Genomic DNA, 17826 nt, shown 5'->3' with positions numbered 1-17826 from the left:
AGTTACATCATTTGTGATATGGGTGACCCTGAAGCAGGGTCCAGGCACGATAAATCTGCTCAGCCAACAGGATTCTCACCAGAGGATGCGGCAATGTCAGCGCCGAAAGGGACCATTTCTGATCTGCCGCCGCTATACAGCGTGGATCCAGCCCATCCGGACCACCCACCAACAGGCTGACGTTGCAGCCGTTCATCCGCCAGGCTGCAGCCTGCTCTGACAACTGCTCGGTCGACCAGTTCCTGCCGTCCACAGCCAGCGCAATAACCCGGTCACCCTTACCTATTGCTGCCAGCATCGCATCGCCCTCTGCACGCATGGCACGTGCGGGGTCTGCCCCCTTTCCACGGTGCCCAAGCGCCAACTCGACCAGCTCAAGCTGAAAATCAGGCGGCAGGCGTTTGGCATACTCGCTATAGCCAGTTTCGACCCAGGCGGGCATGCGAGTACCCACTGCAATCAGACGTATACGCACTGTTACTGACTGACCACCCGCTCTTTTCCTTCGTTCTCAAAACGCCATAGACGCTCAAGATCATAGAAACTGCGCGCATCTGGCATCATCACATGTACAACGACATCCCCCAGATCGACCAGAACCCAGTCTCCTGCATTCTGCCCCTCAGAACCCAGCGGCTGCAGGCCTGCCTGCTTGACCTTTTCTATCACTGCCTGTGCGACAGACAGTACATGACGCTTCGACGTTCCACTGGCGATCATCATGAAGTCGGTGACACTGCTTTTACCGGTTACATCCAGCAATACAATATCCTTGGCCTTCATATCATCCAGCGCGCTTTGTACCAATTCGATCATTTGATCCGCTTGCATCAAATATTTTGCCTCATTTATAGCCATACAGCTTATTTTGTTTAATGTAATGCCAGACCTGATCAGGCATCAGATAGCGGGGTGAAAACCCATCTGCTATAAGGTTTCTGATCTGGGTGGCTGAAATACCCAAGGGTGTCAATTCATGAATCAACACCCCACCGCAGGGCCGACGACTCAACGCCGCCGGTTTATCTATGCGATGTTTTTGCGTCAACTCGCTGACCTGCACCTCGGGATGAAAGTGATAACCCGGGCGCGATACGACAATGATATGACACAGCGACAGAAAAGTATCCCACTGCCGCCATGTTGGCAGGGTTAAATAGGCATCCACCCCCATCACCATCACCAACGGGCGTTGATCACCCAACTCCCGGCGAAGTGATTTAAGTGTATTCAAGGTATAGGAGTCTTGCTGCGACTCAATCTCGCGTGCATCCACTGCCAGGCAGGACTCCCCTTCAACAGCCAACGTCAGCATGTCATGACGCTGCCGGGCCGTACAGCCCGGTTCGTCTCGATGAACCGGCGAGCGCGACGGAATCAGATGTACCCGGTCACACGCCAGCCACTGCTGAATTTCCAGCGCCGTGCGCAGATGACCATTGTGCACGGGATCAAAGGTTCCCCCCATGAACACCCAGGGTTGCGAGTCACTCATCACTCAGCTGCGCACATGGCCATCGCCAAACACGACATATTTTTCGGAAGTCAGCCCGAGCAGGCCCACCGGTCCACGTGCATGTATTTTGTCGGTCGAGATACCTATCTCGGCTCCCAACCCATACTCGAAGCCATCGGCAAAGCGTGTCGAGGCATTGACAATGACAGAGCTGGAATCAACATCACGCAGGAAAATACGTGCATCCGTATAGTTTTCGGTGACAATCGCATCCGTGTGCTGAGAGCTGTAGTGATTGATATGATCGATCGCCTGCTTCAGGCTATCCACCAGACGGATCGACAGAATCGGCCCGAGATACTCAGTTGACCAGTCCTCTTCCGTTGCAGGAACAGCATAGGGCAATAACGCCAGTGTGCGCTCACAACCACGCAGTTCCACACCCAGACTCTTCAACTGTTCAGCCAGCTCAGGCAATATTTCAGGAGCTCTGTCGGCATGGATCAACAGGGTTTCCATGGTATTGCAGGTACCGTAGCGGTGAGTCTTCGCATTCAGCGCGATATTGATCGCTTTGGTCTTGTCTGCCATCTGATCTATATAGACATGGCAGATACCATCCAGATGTTTGATCACGGGCACTCTGGCTTCAGCAGAGATCCGCTCGATCAGACCTTTGCCACCTCTAGGTACGATCACATCAACATACTCAGGCATGGTGATCAACTTGCCGACCGCAGCACGATCTGTGGTTTCCACGACCTGCACAGCAGTCTCGGGCAGTCCCGCCTGTTTCAGCCCCGCACGGATACAGGTGGCTATCGCCTGATTGGAGTGAGCGGCTTCTGAGCCACCTCTCAAAATTGTGGCATTGCCTGATTTCAGACACAGACTGGCCGCCTCGACTGTCACATTGGGGCGAGACTCATAAATGATACCGATCACGCCAAGCGGAACGCGCATCTTGCCAACCTGAATCCCACTGGGACGATAGCTCATACCGGTGATTTCACCGATCGGGTCGGTCAGTGCTGCCACTTGCTGCAGACCTTCAATCATCGCATCGATACGTGCCGGCGTCAGTTCCAGACGATCCAGCATGGCACTATCAAGACCCTTCTGGCGCCCGGCCTCCAGATCCTTCGCATTCGCAATTGCCAGCGCTTCGCGACTCTGATTGAGCGCGTCCACCATAGCCAGCAAGGCTTCGTTTTTTACATGGGTATCCGCACTGGCCATCAGGCGTGACGCTTCACGTGCCTGCTGTCCCAGTTGGACCATATACTGCTCAACATTCATCTCACCGGTTTCCCGAATTTTGTGGCGTATCAAAAGGGCCATTATAGCGCCCCTGAGCCTCTGGGTCATGGGCTGTTTGAGTGATCTTTGACTGACGTTTGGTATATCAGTGGAGTGGGACTCGCACCCTATTGCTGTTATCATCGCGCTTTGACCATTATCTATCTGATACAGTGGAATTTTGCCTGTCGATGAACCATCAGGACACTCAGGAAACGAACCCCGTCAGGTCCGGGAAGGAAAAGCGCAGGGCTGTTGTCCGGGTCGCCCTTACACTATTACTTTCAGCACTTCTCAGCGCTCTGATTCTGGTACTGGATAGCCGCATCAGTGCTGAGCGTCATGCCAACGAGCTGGCCAGCGACCTGGCAAGAACATCTGCAATTCTGGTACAGCCACTGCTTTTGAGTAATGATCGCATCAGCCTGAACTATCTGATCAACGAAATTACGGCGCAGCAGATGATCGGCGGCATACGTCTGACAGACGCCAATCGCACTGTACTGGCTACCGCCGGTGAGCAACAGGGAGACGCTCACACGATAGAGCTGGTACGCGGTGATGAGTTGCTTGGCGAGCTGATGGTCTGGAGCAACCCTGAGCCGGTGCGGCTGATGATACAGCGCCAGCAATGGCTGGCAGCCCTTCTGGCCCTGTTGACCTCCATAGCTGGCCTGATCTCCCTGTGGCTCGCGCTCAGACCACCCAGCCCAGCCAGGCAGACTCCTGCCGATACACAACCCCGTTTCGAAGAGGTGATGCAGTCAGTCACAGAGGATGAGCGCGACAGTATCCCCGTGCTGACCGACACCCTGTATCGCCAGCCTGTGCCGCAGGAAGCACTAAAGGCAACTGCTCCAGAACCCCATGCCGAAACTGAAGCAGACCAGCCAGTCACACTCACAGATGCCACTCCTGTCAGATCGCCGGCGACAGAGCCCACTGCAGCGCCACCTGCAAACGAAGCCTCATATGATAGCGACCTGACTGAGCCGGCCCCTATCCATGACGAAGATGAGATTCCCGATCTGGATATGCACGATACGGCTCCAGAGACTGCTCCAGAGACCACTCCAGAGACCACTCCAAATAAGGGGCCGGCGATGGATATGCCATCAGACTCTGAGCCTGATTCTGATGATGACCCTCTTTTCACTTCCACTCAGGAGATAGAAGAGGAGGAACTGGACAATGAAGCACTGGTATCGTTACTCAAACCCGAACGCGAAAGATATGGCAGCATGCCAGCCTTTTCACCCTCCGGACGCCAGCAGTCGGAAGGGTTGGATGATGACCCGGCTCTGGATATTTTTGAACTTGACGAGATGATGCCGGAACCCCAACCAACAGAACCGGCACGCCCCAACCCATTGATGGACGCAGGCGAGGAACAGCTGGATCTGTACCGCTTTGAACAGGATCTTGAGCTGCTGCTGTCACCGGAAGAAGCGGGTTATCTGTTCCTGATCGACAGCACCAGCGCACATGCCGAACATGTTGATGAGGCGGACAGGCAGCATCTGCTGAAGACCTATCGTTTGCTCGCCAATTCGGTTGCCGTGATTTACAGCGGCCGTGTCGAACCGGTCAATAACGGTGATCTGCAACTGATATTTGATAAACCCGAACAGCAGGATGCACACGGGGTAAATGCCATGTGTGCTGCCATGCTCTTCACCCATCTGTACAAGCAGTACAACCAGAGTCGTATTCGCCTGTTCAGCCCGGTACTGAATCTGCATATGGCGCTCGTACGCGGTCACAGGCAAAAACTGGATCGCCTACTGGAAGAGGCGCGTTTTCTGACGCGCACCACACAGACTAATGAGCTGATCAGCCATACCGGCCTGACGGAAGCACCCGACCTGAAGTCGTCACTGCTATCCGGGGCCAGCATCCGCCGTGAAGATGAGGACAAGGTGCTGGTACTGCAGATTGGCAGTTCCTATCAGGAACTGCTGGAGAAGCAGGCACGCCACCTGCTGACCAAGCTGAACAACCGTAACAAGCCGACCCAGGGTTCACGCTGAAGCAATCCCTGGGTCAGCTATTGCGGCAACATCTCACACCTCGGTGTCGGGCACCTCTGCACTTTCACTCTCAGGCTGCTCCTTACCGGGAATCACCTCCATCGAGTCAACCCGCTGGAAGCCTCGCGGCAGCTTATTGCCACGCCGTCCCCGCTCACCGACATAGCGCTCAAGATCGCCATTTTTCAGTTTCAGATGCTGCCGGCCTGAATTGACCACCAGCGTATCACCATCATCCAGAACCGCCAGCGCCACCAACAGCTCTTCACGCGCCGCAGCCCGTGCTGACGGAATATTCAGGATCTTGTTGCCTTTACCCCGACCAAGTTCAGGCAGCTCAGTGACCGGGAACACCAGCAAGCGCCCCTCATTGGTGACAGCGGCAAGTCGCTGCGAAGAGATATCTCTGACTTTGATCGGCGGTAACACCTGAGAGGCCTTCGGCAGTGTCAGTACGCCCTTGCCATTCTTGGTCTTGCTGCTCATATCGGCAATACTGGTAATGAAACCATAACCAGCATCAGAGGCCAGCAGCACCTTTTCCTTCTCTGTACCACAGATCATGCCATCTATCGTTGCATCCTTGGGCAGGCTCAACTTGCCGGTTACAGGCTCACCCTGACCTCTGGCCGATGGCAGCGTGTGAGTATCCAGCGTATAGCTGCGCCCAGTAGTATCAATCAGAATTGTCGGCTGATTCATCCGCCCGGCACAGGCGAGCTTGAAGGCATCCCCCGACTTGTAACTCAACCCGGCGGCATCAATATCATGTCCCCGCGCAGCACGAATCCAGCCCTGTTTGGAGATCACCACCGTCACAGGATCGGACGACAGCAGATCTTTCTCACTGAACGCCTGAGCATCCACCACACTCTCGATAATAGGAGAGCGGCGGGCATCACCATACTCTTCAGCGGCTGCTTCTATCTCTTCTCGCATCAGGCGACGCATCAACTCATCGGACCCAAGCGTCTCTTCCAGATGTTTACGCTCTTCATCCAGCTCATTCTGCTCGGTGCGAATGTTGAACTCTTCGAGCTTGGCCAGATGACGCAGTTTCAGGTCCAGAATCGCATCAGCCTGAATACCAGTGATACCGAAGCGCTCCATCATCACCTGTTTGGGGTGATCCTCCTGACGGATAATCGCGATCACTTCATCGATATTCAGATAAGCGATCATCAAACCTTCAAGGATATGCAGGCGATCTATCACCTTCTGCAGACGATGCTGTAAACGGCGGCGCACCACCTGGGTACGCCAGCTCAACCATTCGACCAGTATCTGGCGCAGATCCTTGACCTGGGGACGGCCATCAATACCGATCATATTCAGGTTGACGCGATAACTGCGCTCAAGATCAGTAGACGCAAACAGATGCGCCATCAGTTGCTCAACATCGATACGATTGGAGCGCGGGATGATCACCAGACGGGTAGGGTTTTCATGATCTGACTCATCACGCAGATCACTGACCATCGGCAGTTTTTTCTGCAGCATCTGCTGCGCTATCTGCTCCAGAATCTTGGCACCTGATACCTGATGCGGCAGTGCGGTAATGACGATATCGCCCTGTTCTTTCACATAAACCGCTCGCATCCGCACAGATCCACGCCCGGTCGTATAGAGCTTGCGCAACTCTTCACGCGGCGTGATGATCTCGGCATCTGTCGGCATATCCGGGCCAGGTACAAACTCACACAGAGCATCCAGATCAGCATGCGGGTTATCCAGCAGATGGATACAGGCGCTCGCCACTTCGCGCAGGTTATGTGGCGGTATATCAGTCGCCATGCCAACCGCAATCCCGGTGCCACCATTAAGTAACACATTGGGTAGGCGCGCCGGCAGCACTTCCGGCTCATCCATCGTGCCATCAAAGTTGGGCACCCAACTGACCGTACCCTGCGCCAGCTCCTTCAGCAGGACTTCGGCATAGGGGGCCAGACGTGACTCCGTGTAACGCATCGCCGCGAATGACTTGGGATCATCCGGTGAGCCCCAGTTACCCTGCCCATCCACCAGTGGATAGCGGTAGCTGAAAGGCTGCGCCATCAGCACCATCGCCTCATAACAGGCGGAATCGCCATGCGGATGGAACTTACCCAACACATCACCGACGGTACGCGCCGATTTCTTGTACTTGGCCGTGGCCTTGAGCCCCAGTTCCGACATCGCATACACGATGCGTCGCTGCACCGGCTTCAGCCCATCGCCGATATGCGGCAGAGCGCGATCCAGAATGACATACATGGAGTAATCGAGATAAGCCTTCTCAGTGAAGGTTCTCAATGGCAGGCTCTCTGTTTCACCGCTAAAGGTTGTTTCTATACTCATTCACAGATCCACTTCAGTCAGTTGCGCAAGACAAGACTCCATCGCCGGAGCCATGATCGAGCAGAAGTATGCCAGCTCTGAGCGATGCCTGCATCTATTGATAACTCCGGTTTCGGAGTTCGGGTTGGCTGTATTGACGAAGGATGGTGGAACAGCGAGGACAATCTGGAAGTTAAGGCCAGTGATGCTAAAGGGATATCCCGTAAATTTACACAGTATATTGAACAGTATGAGCATGTGCAGTATACAAAGCTAGCTCCTGAGTACAAAAAGCACACAATGTGCTATGCTTCGACTCATGAAAGTGATCACATGGAACACAGAGAAGAACAAGCTTCTCCAAGAGGAAAGGAACATCTCTTTCGAGGATGTGGTGTTACACATCTCGATCGGAGGTATTCTCGATACGTTCGAGCATCCCAATCAGAAACGGTATCCAGGCCAGCAAATTCATGCGGTTGAGATAGAGGGGCATGCTTATCTGGTGCCCTTCGTGGAGTCGGAGGATGAGGTTTTTCTGAAAACGATCATCCCGAGCCGAAAAGCGACCAAAACCTATTTAGGAGGTCCAAAATGAGCAGGTTAGATAAAGAAGAGCAGGAAATTCTGGACGCATTCGATGCTGGAGAGCTGCAGCAGTCGCCAGACAGTGAAGACAGGAAACTGCAGCATCAACAATACGCTGAGGCCATGTTCAAGAAAGATGCCCGTATTAACATCAGACTATCCTCCAAGGATCTGAGGGGGCTCCAGAAGAAAGCCCTGGCAGAAGGCATCCCCTACCAAACACTTGTGGCCAGCATCCTTCATAAATATGTGGAAGGTCGCTTACACGAGGATCGATAGCTAACTAGGCCATGCACCGGCTCATGTCTGGATTGATCAAGCCGAGAATTTCAATACTGGGTGCCGAAGTTGCCGGTACTGTTGAAGCCATTGGGAGCAGTGTTACTCGGTTTTCTCTGGGGGATCGTGTATATAGTGACATTTCTAATGAGTATCACTTCACTCAAGCCAACACCGCTTCGCAGCTCGACTTAATTCAGGCGTTAATGGCCGCCTCTGAAATGCTTCTTACGAGATGTCGATTAGTCATCGCCGTAATCGACGATATATACACCAACATCGAACGGCGAGGAACATAGAATGAGCAAAGTATTCGTAAACATTGCGCTTAGCCTAGATGGCTACATGGCACCAGAAGGGATGACCATGGAAAATCCCGAGTACAAGAACTGGGGCGAAAAGTGGGGCTCGTTAATGGCGTGGCTCCTCAATCAACAATATATGCGGGAGAAGCTCAAGTTCGGTCCCGGGGGAGAGACTGGCCCGGTCAACAACATGGTTCGCCACACCTTTGAGCGTACTGGTACCAACATTATGGGTAAGCGTATGTTCGATCAAGGCGAGGTTAGCTGGCCAGAGGAGGCTCCGTTTCACACGCCAGTATACGTTCTTACCCACGAGAAGCGAGACCCATGGGTGCGCCCTGGAGGAACGACGTTTTACTTCATCAATGAGGGACCAGAGCGTGCGCTGGCGCTAGCTCGGGAGGCAGCTGAGAGTAGGGACATTCGCATTTCAGGTGGCGCAGATGTGATCCAGCAGTACCTGAACCTCGGTGTTATCGATGAGCTGGAAATCGCCTTGGCACCCGTGTTCTTCGGCGGCGGACGGCGTCTCTTCGAGAACCTACGGGAGCCCGGGCCGCAGTTTCGCATTGACAAGGTTCTTGATGGTCCAGCCGCCACACACTTGCGCTATGTGCGTCAGTGAGGGCGGCCTAAAACCGGTTGCAGCAAACGCCTTTCGGGGAAAAATGCGATTGTGATATAGACGAAACAGGGGCAAAAAATAGTTTGCCCCTGATACCGAAAATTACGCGTCAACGCCGCCTAAAAATTCTTCCAACTGCATTTCTCTCAAAACATGATCTTGAATGGGTTGCTTGGCAGCGTTAATTTCATCAACACCCCAAACCAGGCCGACCGCTGTGCGTGTAGGGCGTTTGCCAGTAGGCATATCTGCTAGCGCTAAATAAGCATCTACGACCATATGTGGATCAGGAGCTTGATCACTCTGCATAAATTTACCGAATTCCTCGAACATAGCGGCAGGAATCTTCGCCAATTCGCCATAGCTGTCTAGTACGTCTGTGCGTGTAGGTTCTTGCCCTGCAGCACTTAGACCTGTCGGGAATGGGCCAGGTTGCACTATGGCGATATCAATACCGAAGGACGCCACTTCGTAGCGTAAGCCTTGGAGGTAGCCTTCCAAAGCATGTTTGGTAGCGGCGTAGGTAGAGAAATACGGTGCCGAAATCTGTCCAACCATTGATGAAGTGTTAATGATCAGGCCTGACTTGGCCTCACGCATAATGGATGCCTATTGGAAAGAGGACATAGGCAACTTGTCCCTTAATGAAATTTGCAGGAGATGTGATATATCGAAGCCAGGTCTTTATCGTGAATTTTTGAACGAAGATGGCTTGATGAAAGCTGTCATTCTTAAGTATCACGAGCAGATGCTAAATCCTGTACTGCAGATGTTAAACAGTGATATTCCATTTCGAGAGACGCTTGATAACCTAGTGTCATTTGCCACCTCAATTAGTGATCGTCAAGAGGCCCCAAAGGGATGTCTTTTGATAAAAATGCGCGAGTCGCGAATGTACTTGGGTGAAGCAACACGAGCACAAATCGATTTTATTCAGGAGCAAGCATTAGTTGCTTACAAGAAATGGGTGGAGCATTCAAAGTCCAAAGGCGAGTTTTCCGCAGACATGTCATCAGAGTTTGTAGCAACTTATATCGATGCGCAGCTAAGTAATGCTTCGTCACAGATTGCCCGTGGTGAAGATCCGCAGATGGCTAAGAAGGTACTTGTCGCCGCTTTTTCTATCTTAAGGTGAGTATCTGTTAGTTCAGTGTTTCTGTAGGAAGTAACGGTTCATGACATGACCGACGTACTTACCCTTGCCAGCATCAAGCGCACAATCACACCATGAGCAGGTGAGACCGGCAGCATATAGAGACGCCCGAAGGTATTATGCGTTTTTACCGAGGTTGTGATATTCAGGCGATGACAGCGGTCATCAGCCGATTGAAGTGTCATGGCTACCAGCACACTCAGATGGCGATCGTCGGCCAGCAGATGGAGAGAGCTGTCATCGCAATGAACGACCTCAAAGAAATCAAGTCGTTGCCCAGGTTCTGGTGGTGAGGGGGAATGGGTATCGGTAAAACCAGCAATCGGCCTGACACCCGCCAGACGTGACAGACTGTCTCTGATAAAAAATGCCAGCCTCAGCAAACGTGGACTGCTTTCGGTCATCCGACAATAGGCCTGAAAGGCTGTCATACCCTGTGGCACACTGGCATCGGCATGGTGGAAGAAGTTCAGTTGATCCTGTGGCGCAATCAACGGCGTCCCCTCAGCATTCTGATAAGTATCCATACTATTCACTCCTGTTTACTACCTGAATCAGTAATTTCACTGCCAACCATTTGATTGGTATGCATATCCCGGATGCCTTGGGTGAGACGCCGTGAATGCATCCTTGCAGGCTTAAATGCCGCGCCCCTGCGGCATACACTCACCCAAGACCTCCGGGATATGCTGCGAAGTCACTGATTCAGATATGACAAAAATTAGAAGCGTCGTCGTGCACTACCACCCCAGATTGAAATGGATTCCAGGACTGAACGAAAACCCAGGATCCGCGACAATGAGTTTGCTGTCGCCGACCTTCTTAGCCAGACGGACAGTAAAGCTCTTTGTCCCCGTAATATTTTCGATGGATGCGAGGCTTGCAGCTTTAATTAATCGTGGATCCTTTACCCATTCTCTAACGTTATTTGGTGAAATCTTAAAAGATACATACCAAGCACCAGATAAAGCAGGCGACAAGTCACCTTTTGACTCCTCCTTCATCACTGTGATGTCTGTAATAACATACTGGTCCGTGTAACAAAAACCAGAAGCATCGACATCATATACAGACATTCCAAGACTGGTAGGAACATATGCATTACCCGCTTTTTCGATCAGACCGACATTGACTAATGGATTCAGAATATGTTTATTGCTTTCAACAAGTGATTCTTTTACTGGCAACTCCTTGAACAGCAAGGATGATGCGCAACCTTTTTTATCTGTGTATTTGGCAAGTGTGTTTCTAACCTCACTTTCCGTCGGCCCACCTCTGCTACAGCCGGTGATTCCGAAAAACACGATAGTGGTTACGATCACAATTCTTTTCACAAAACTTCCCTCCTTGTAATATAAATCCTGAATCCGTAACTTCATGATCAAGCAGTCCCCCTCCGAGACCTATACATCCGCTGCCGGTCTGGCACTGGACGGGCTTTGTCTATCCCACAAACTCACTGGGATCACATCCTACATTTGAATAGAATTTGACCTACATCATGTACCCAAGAGCATCGCATTGAAAGTCGACCACAGCAGCACGACATTAATTTCATCTTTTGATACTCAAGCTCATAACATTCCTCTAAAATACAAAAAACTAAAGCCAGAAACTATAACGAAAATTGAAACGCCGTAAAAAGCAAAAAAAAACGACCTTAGCCTCATGTTTTTCGATGGCATTATTGCAGTGAATGCCAGTATTACAAATGCAAGAAAGCATAAGTACGGCCTAATAAAAAACGCAATATATAGCAAAGGAGTTAATACAATTACTGAACATATAAAAATTCTTTTATCTAGTTTATTTTTTTGATAAAAGCTCATGGATTAATTTGTTCCAATAAAAATACTATCCAGCATATAAAAACAAGTCCACTATAAATTTGACCACTTTAGTTTTAGATTGAGCGTGTTTGAGCTTGTTCCCGGCATCAACATCGCTGCTTGGGTGAATAACTAGTTATGTCTATCTTAACACTAGAACCCTTGCCTGCCGCTGTAGGGTTATTAGTAATTTCATTGAATCTGAAGTCACGACTTAGACAACAGTATTACTAACCACAAAGTTAAAGTGAATAAAAAAGTAGCCACTCTCAAAAAATTATTCCTACCTCTTCCTAGCGATGCCGTATTGGTCATCATTGGCCACCCAAATAAAAATGCCACTATTTGATAGTTAAAGATCAGTGAAAAAAATAAGTGACCAATAACATTATTGACCGAATAGTTTTCACCAACTAGGATAGCTGTTATCAATACAGTTAAAAAAAATAAAAAACTATCCCGCTAATTATATTTGACCTACCATTAATTGCATTCATTTTTGTGCATAGAGTCAAGGCTTGTACAGTATTAAGTGCCGAATCCTGCAAAAACTCCTGATGTGTTACTGATAGCCGATGATAAGCCTTGACCTTTTTAACATAAACCTGAATTCTGTCGACTTAAACTATTCGAATAAATAAGAAAGCTCTTTAACATTCCCTTCTTTTATTATTCGCTCAAGCGAATATTCTTTTAAATTCTTGTACTTTATATCTGCACCATTCTCAACTAAAAGCTTAGCAGCCTCAAGGTTGTCGGAAATTGCGGCAATTAATAATGGTGTATTAAATTTCACATCATCCATGTAGACAAAATTAGGGTCTACTCCCATCTTCAACAACTCTCTAAGATAGTCATTATTCATGCTAGTTACTGTTTTGAAAAGCAAAAGTGATAACGCTCTATCTCTATTTGATTTATTCGGTATGTGGCTTATAATTTCGACAATTAAGTCCAAAGGCATTTCCTTTGAAAGGAACATATCAAAAATATTAAAACCTTCTTTTGTCTCTTGTGCGTAGTCAGCACCATGTCGCAAAAGAATTCTTATACCTTCTATGTTGTCATTGAGCGCAGCCGTTAATATAGGTGCATTATAAATCTCTGCGCTACATGATTTTAGCACGACATTTGGATCGCCACCAGCCTCTAGAAGCATTGACAAAACTTCATTACTAGACCATTGAGCAGCAAAATATATTGGTGAAATACCCTCAAAGTTTTGAGTGTCAGGATTTGCATTATGCGATAACAACTCGCGCACCAAAACAATATCATTATATATAGATGCGATTAATAATAGTCCAGCGCCACAAGAATTTGTTATATCGGGATCCCTCTGGGATCGGAGTAATTGAAGTGCTAGTGAGTTTTTGTAGTCTCTGCTGTCCATTTCAATAATTGCTTGATTGATGGCAGTTCTAGGATTATTTAACTTTACACACACACACTCTGCAAGTGTTTTATTAATATATGTGAATTGCAATACTAGCACAGCAGTAATAATGATTTGTTTATGGTTCATAAATAATGCTTCTTTATTAATCCCAGTTTTGAAGCTGCCAAGCTTGTTTTCCAGCTGTTTCTTCACATGTTTTTAAGTTTTCAGGAAAGCGTGTGACGGTTGTGGCAATTTTTCGTGCTATAGCAACGTGAGGGACAACTTTTTCTCCATGTACTGCTTTCTGTAGTCTATCGAAAATATCGGCCTGTTTATCTGCGACGTCTATTTCAAAAGGAACCTCACCTCCACCTGCAATTGTTCCGACAATGGCGCACGCAAGAATACCTGAACCGGAGTCGTCATGAGTTGACGTTGGGGGGCTTAGACCGCTTGCAAGGTTTTTTGCTAGCTCATCGGTCATACAGTTACCTTTAAATATAGTCATATGCGGACCTGATGCTGCACATGCTTGTGCTGGTGTTTCAAGGCAAGTTGTTTTTTGACCAGTTCTAGGGTCGACATTAAAACTTCGACAAGCAGGACTCAACCCCGACGGATCTACCCATCCCGTCGGATTACTTACATACGCATAACTGTTCAACCCACCTGCCAGTCCAATCGGGTCCTGCGTAATATATCGCCCCTGCTTCGGATCATAGAAACGATACCGGTTGTAATAGAGCCCCGTCTCTTCATCCAGCCACTGCCCTTGGAATCGGATCGGCTGTTTCAGGTCCGGTACGGCTTTTTCGTCGCGGATTGCTGCCCAGTCATCCGGCTTCGCGGTCCAGAGCAGGTGTCCGTCGGAGCCGATCAGTTTCATCGGAGTGCCGAGATGGTCGGTCAGAAAGGCGCTGTAGTGGGTGTCGTATGCGGGTTCGTCTGACGGATCCTGTGGCTCTCTGAGTAGCCACTGATCATCCAGTTGTTCGGTGCGCTTGGTTTCATCGACTCTGAACAGCGGGACAAAACTGCCGGGTTCGTAGAACACGGTGGTGCGTTGATCGCAGTTGTCTTCATGCACCAGTTGATCGCCATCCCATCCGTAGCGGATGCTGTGGCTTTGGCTGCGTTCAGGGATGATCTGTTTGCAGATGCGGCGCGACAGGGCATCGTAAATGTAATAGGTTTTCGTGGTGGGATAGCCGGGCCGTTGGCGTTCAACGCAGGAGAGGCGGTGCAGGCCATCGTACTGCAGGGTTTGCAGATCCTGAGGTGCGCGGCGCTCTATCAGGTTGCCGGCATCGTCATAGCGGAACTGTGTATGATCCAGCTGCTCAATACGGTTGTTGTGACAGGCACTGGGGTCGGCATGGGCCCCGGACCCGACGCGATTGCCCTCTTTGTCCAGTGTGTAGTGCTGCTCGGTGTTGCGGGTCGGGTAGTGTGGGCTGTAGAGCGAACTGCCGGTCAAACGCCCACTGGGGTCATACTGATACGCCTGGGTCTGCTGGGTGATCAGCGGCTGACCGGACTCCAGTGGCGGCACGGACTGGGTGATGCCGGTCAGGCGGTAACGGGCATCGTACTGGTACTGATTGATCTGGATCGGATCGGAGTGATCACTGAGTGGTTGAGTGCCACCGAGGTAGATATCACGTTGTGCTGCCAGTAAGCCAACTGGGCTGTAACGCCGCTCACGCTGCATTAAGGGTTGTGCCTGAGAACGTGCCTTGATCTGGCGCTGTTGCTCACGGTGCAATGCATCCGGCTCCAGTGTCATCTCCAGATTACCCAGACGCAGGGCCAGCAGATGCCCGCTGCCGTAGAGGAGGGCCCCCATGGCATGCTCACCCTGCTGCGAGATCCGGGGGATGCCCTGGGCGTTGTATTCCGTTTCGTTACGCCACTCCCAGACCACCAGATCCGTGGTCAAGGGGGGCAGAAGCTGGTCATTGTGTTCGGGCGGATTAGCTTCGGCATATTGCAGGGCGAGATGCGCGTTCTTATGCCACTGCTGTTCAATCAGGCGTGCGCCGGTGGGATCGTAGGCCCACTCCACCCGGGCATAGATATTATCCGCCTGGATCATCCGACCGGCGGCATCATAGCGATACTGCTCCAGCAGCGACGGAGACAGCTCGGTGGCGGGCAGTTCACGGGCCAGCAAGCGCCCCACGCCGTCATAATACATCTGGGTCGTGTGCGTGGTCGTGTGCGTGTTAGCGTTTACCACTTCCTGCTGCTGGATCAGGTCGCCACAGCGGTTATAGGTGTAGCGACGTTCCCGACCATCAAAGCCGACCTCGCGCACCACCCGATCCATCACATCATATTCAAAGTGGTAGGACGCGCTCTGGGCATTGATGATCTCCGTCAATCGACCGGCGATATCGTAACGATACCGACGGGTATGACCATTGGCATCGGTCTCGGCGATGACCTGGCCTTGGTCATCATAGCGCAGGGTCTGGTACACCCCCTTGGCATCGCTGGCCTGGGTCAGCAAGCCGTGCTCATTATAGGTGTACGTCAGTTGGGTGCGATCCGGCAGCGTGACACTTAGGCGCTGGCCAAGGGTGTTGTAGGTAAATTCAGTGATCTGTTTCAGTGGATCGGTGGTGCGGATCAACTGACCCAGTGCGTTGTAGGCATACTGGGTGGTGTGGCCGGAACAGTCAGTGATACTGGCGAGTTGACCGAAGGATGTCCAGGTATAACTGTGAGTCGCGCCCTCGGGATCGATCCGACGCGTGGGGCGATCGGGTAACGCCCGGAGTCCGTACTCGAAGCGGGTACGGTGCTCATTGGCATCGATGATCGACGTGAGGTTGCCGCGCTCATCATAGGTATACTGGCGCACGGCATTGTCGGGTGTGGTCACCTTGGTCAGACGGCCCAGCGGATCGCGTCGGTAGGTATAGATCTGCCCGGTGGGCAGGCGCAGGCTGCTCAGATGCCCCTGGCGGTCGTGACTGAAGGAGGTGACGCCGCCCAGCGGATCAATCTCAGAGATGCGCTGACCATCGCCGTTGTAGTTGAAGTGCAGCTCACTGCCATCGGCCCGATGGTGAGCATGCCAGCGCAGATCAGGGCCACTGCCGACGAAGGCATAGCGCTCTTCTCGTCCGAGGTTGTCGGTCACGCTGGTATGGGTCGGTTGATAGTCATAGCTGCGGGTCAGACCATCCACCTCTATCTGGCGCAGCACCTTGCCTTCGGGGGTGTGCTCGGACCATTCGTAGCGCATTGTCAGGCGTCCGGGGACGGTATAGCCGATCAGGATATGACTCTGCCATTGATACTGAATCACGATCCGGTTAGCCCGGTCATGTACGGCGATCAGATCACCGCTGGCGTTGTAGCTGAAGGTGACCAGCGTGCCGACCGCCTCATCGTCGCTGCTATCTACAACACCACCTGCAACATCACCTGCAACACCACCTGTCACATCACCGGCCACCTCTGTGGAGGCCTGCAGATGATCAGAGAGCAGACTGACCGAGGTCAGACGGACACCCGGATCGCCGTCTTGCAGCGCCGGTACCGACTGGTAGTGAAAATGATACCGGCGTCCGGCGCTGTCAATCACCTGTTGGATATTACCCGCAGCATCACGCTGATACTGGGTGCAGTAGCCCTGATGCGTGTACTCAGCAGCGAGTTGCCAGCTGTCAGGGACAGAGCCAGGCTTCAGCAGGTACACTCGCTGACCGGTGGAGACGAAGTAGTAGGTGTCATTCAGCGTATCGATCTCGTTCAGGCCCTGGAACGCAGGATGCTGCAGTGGGTGATCCTCGGGTGACCAGAGACCACCGCGGGCGAGCCAAAACTGTTCGGTATCGGAAAAGGCCATGCAGCCGGATTCAAGCGCGGTAAAGCGGATACGCCGCCCATGGGCATCCTGCAGGATCAGGGAGGGTTTCGGCTGTGCGGCGGAGTCGTCATCGGATGCTTCAGCCGTCGGATCAGATGCAGCAAGGGCATCAGGATCTTCAGGCTCGTTAGATTCGTCGGGCTCAGGCGGCTCCAGCGTCAACTTGAGATTGTTCCCCGTCACCGACCAGCCTTGCCCCAGAATCCCGACCTGTGCATTGTTGGACACATAACCGCGGCTGAAAACAAACGGAGCTGGTGCCGGCAGGGCAAAATCGGCCGTGGCGGGCAGGAGCTTAGCGCCGAGAATTGGATTGACCGGGTTGCCGCAGTTCGGGGAGCAAGGTGCAACTTTATCAGCTTCGCCTTCACGCGGTGCACCGACTGAGCCACCACCGATCAGTACTGTGCCCAGCCCCTCGATAATCACACCACCGCAGGACGTGTCATCCAACATGCGTGCCGCTGGTCGGCCATTGATGAATACGCTGGAGGAGCCGGTGGTGATCATCGCCGGAGGGGTACCACACGCCACCGTATCGCCCACCCGTGCTGCTGGCTGATTACCGATGAAGACATCAGGCGAGCCGCTGGTGATCGGCGTGCCTTTGCTGGTGGTGGACGAACAGACGTGTTTGTCGCCTAAGCGGGCGGCGGGCTTGCTCATGAAACGCTCCTTGTTGAAA

Annotated in this window: 16 protein-coding genes; 6 read left to right on the top strand and 10 right to left on the bottom strand. The window is 51.8% G+C overall.

The window, feature by feature from the left end; genetic code table 11:
• Positions 1–7: 7 nt before the first annotated feature.
• The 4 genes from rlmH to ACK3CJ_RS02470 are packed head-to-tail and all read right to left on the bottom strand — an operon-like array spanning position 8 to position 2755.
• Positions 8–475 carry a 23S rRNA (pseudouridine(1915)-N(3))-methyltransferase RlmH gene (gene rlmH / locus ACK3CJ_RS02485; RefSeq protein WP_409524826.1) on the bottom strand — a complete coding sequence of 156 codons (468 nt, stop codon included), beginning with the start codon at positions 473–475 and terminating at the stop codon, positions 8–10.
• 2 nt (positions 476–477) lie between these two features.
• Positions 478–831, bottom strand: coding sequence for a ribosome silencing factor (rsfS, locus tag ACK3CJ_RS02480; protein ID WP_409524825.1), 354 nt, complete (start codon positions 829–831; stop codon positions 478–480).
• A gap of 13 nt (positions 832–844) precedes the next feature.
• Positions 845–1495: a nicotinate-nucleotide adenylyltransferase gene (gene nadD / locus ACK3CJ_RS02475; protein ID WP_409524824.1), complete on the bottom strand. Its 651-nt coding sequence runs from the start codon at positions 1493–1495 to the stop codon at positions 845–847.
• A 3-nt stretch (positions 1496–1498) separates the two neighbouring features.
• On the bottom strand, positions 1499–2755 hold the full coding sequence (locus ACK3CJ_RS02470; RefSeq protein WP_409526537.1) for a glutamate-5-semialdehyde dehydrogenase: 1257 nt from the start codon (positions 2753–2755) through the stop codon (positions 1499–1501).
• Positions 2756–2946: 191 nt separating this feature from the next.
• On the opposite strand from ACK3CJ_RS02470, the gene ACK3CJ_RS02465 reads away from it, so the two are divergent.
• Complete coding sequence (locus tag ACK3CJ_RS02465) at positions 2947–4785, top strand: hypothetical protein (protein WP_409524823.1); 1839 nt, start codon at positions 2947–2949, stop codon at positions 4783–4785.
• A 33-nt stretch (positions 4786–4818) separates the two neighbouring features.
• Here the strand turns inward: ACK3CJ_RS02465 and parC are convergent, their stop codons facing one another.
• Positions 4819–7122, bottom strand: a complete 2304-nt coding sequence (gene parC, locus ACK3CJ_RS02460) for a DNA topoisomerase IV subunit A (protein WP_409524822.1) — start codon at positions 7120–7122, stop codon at positions 4819–4821.
• Between the two features lie 298 nt (positions 7123–7420).
• On the opposite strand from parC, the gene ACK3CJ_RS02455 reads away from it, so the two are divergent.
• From ACK3CJ_RS02455 to ACK3CJ_RS02440, 4 genes are read left to right on the top strand one after another with little or no spacing between them, the layout of a single operon-like run.
• A complete protein-coding gene (locus ACK3CJ_RS02455; RefSeq protein WP_409524821.1) occupies positions 7421–7699 on the top strand; it encodes a hypothetical protein in 279 nt (92 codons plus the stop codon).
• Complete coding sequence (locus tag ACK3CJ_RS02450; RefSeq protein ID WP_409524820.1) at positions 7696–7968, top strand: antitoxin; 273 nt, start codon at positions 7696–7698, stop codon at positions 7966–7968. Before ACK3CJ_RS02455 ends, ACK3CJ_RS02450 begins: the two co-directional genes overlap by 4 nt.
• An 11-nt stretch (positions 7969–7979) precedes the next feature.
• Positions 7980–8267: an alcohol dehydrogenase catalytic domain-containing protein gene (locus tag ACK3CJ_RS02445; RefSeq protein WP_409524819.1), complete on the top strand. Its 288-nt coding sequence runs from the start codon at positions 7980–7982 to the stop codon at positions 8265–8267.
• 1 nt (position 8268) lies between these two features.
• A complete protein-coding gene (locus ACK3CJ_RS02440) occupies positions 8269–8898 on the top strand; it encodes a dihydrofolate reductase family protein (RefSeq protein WP_409524818.1) in 630 nt (209 codons plus the stop codon).
• Positions 8899–9000: 102 nt separating this feature from the next.
• Here the strand turns inward: ACK3CJ_RS02440 and ACK3CJ_RS02435 are convergent, their stop codons facing one another.
• Positions 9001–9498 carry an SDR family NAD(P)-dependent oxidoreductase gene (locus tag ACK3CJ_RS02435; RefSeq protein WP_409524817.1) on the bottom strand — a complete coding sequence of 166 codons (498 nt, stop codon included), beginning with the start codon at positions 9496–9498 and terminating at the stop codon, positions 9001–9003.
• 115 nt (positions 9499–9613) lie between these two features.
• Here ACK3CJ_RS02435 and ACK3CJ_RS02430 point away from each other — a divergent pair, with 115 nt between their 5' ends.
• Positions 9614–10033 carry a hypothetical protein gene (locus ACK3CJ_RS02430; protein WP_409524816.1) on the top strand — a complete coding sequence of 140 codons (420 nt, stop codon included), beginning with the start codon at positions 9614–9616 and terminating at the stop codon, positions 10031–10033.
• Positions 10034–10071: 38 nt separating this feature from the next.
• Here ACK3CJ_RS02430 and ACK3CJ_RS02425 read toward each other — a convergent pair whose 3' ends face one another.
• The 4 genes from ACK3CJ_RS02425 to ACK3CJ_RS02410 form a co-directional block, all read right to left on the bottom strand.
• Positions 10072–10578 (bottom strand): DUF2867 domain-containing protein, encoded by a 507-nt coding sequence (locus tag ACK3CJ_RS02425; RefSeq protein WP_409524815.1) that lies wholly within the window; start codon positions 10576–10578, stop codon positions 10072–10074.
• A 213-nt stretch (positions 10579–10791) separates the two neighbouring features.
• Positions 10792–11430: a hypothetical protein gene (locus ACK3CJ_RS02420; protein ID WP_409524814.1), complete on the bottom strand. Its 639-nt coding sequence runs from the start codon at positions 11428–11430 to the stop codon at positions 10792–10794.
• Positions 11431–12505: 1075 nt separating this feature from the next.
• A complete protein-coding gene (locus ACK3CJ_RS02415) occupies positions 12506–13471 on the bottom strand; it encodes an ankyrin repeat domain-containing protein (RefSeq protein ID WP_409524813.1) in 966 nt (321 codons plus the stop codon).
• Positions 13422–17807 carry a PAAR domain-containing protein gene (locus tag ACK3CJ_RS02410; RefSeq protein ID WP_409524811.1) on the bottom strand — a complete coding sequence of 1462 codons (4386 nt, stop codon included), beginning with the start codon at positions 17805–17807 and terminating at the stop codon, positions 13422–13424. The genes ACK3CJ_RS02415 and ACK3CJ_RS02410 overlap by 50 nt, the downstream gene beginning before the upstream one ends.
• Positions 17808–17826 lie beyond the last annotated feature (19 nt).

The sequence above is a fragment of the Nitrincola salilacus genome, assembly GCF_046271865.1.
Taxonomy (GTDB): Bacteria; Pseudomonadota; Gammaproteobacteria; order Pseudomonadales; family Balneatricaceae; genus Nitrincola; species Nitrincola salilacus.
This window is presented reverse-complemented; position numbering and strand designations above follow the sequence as displayed.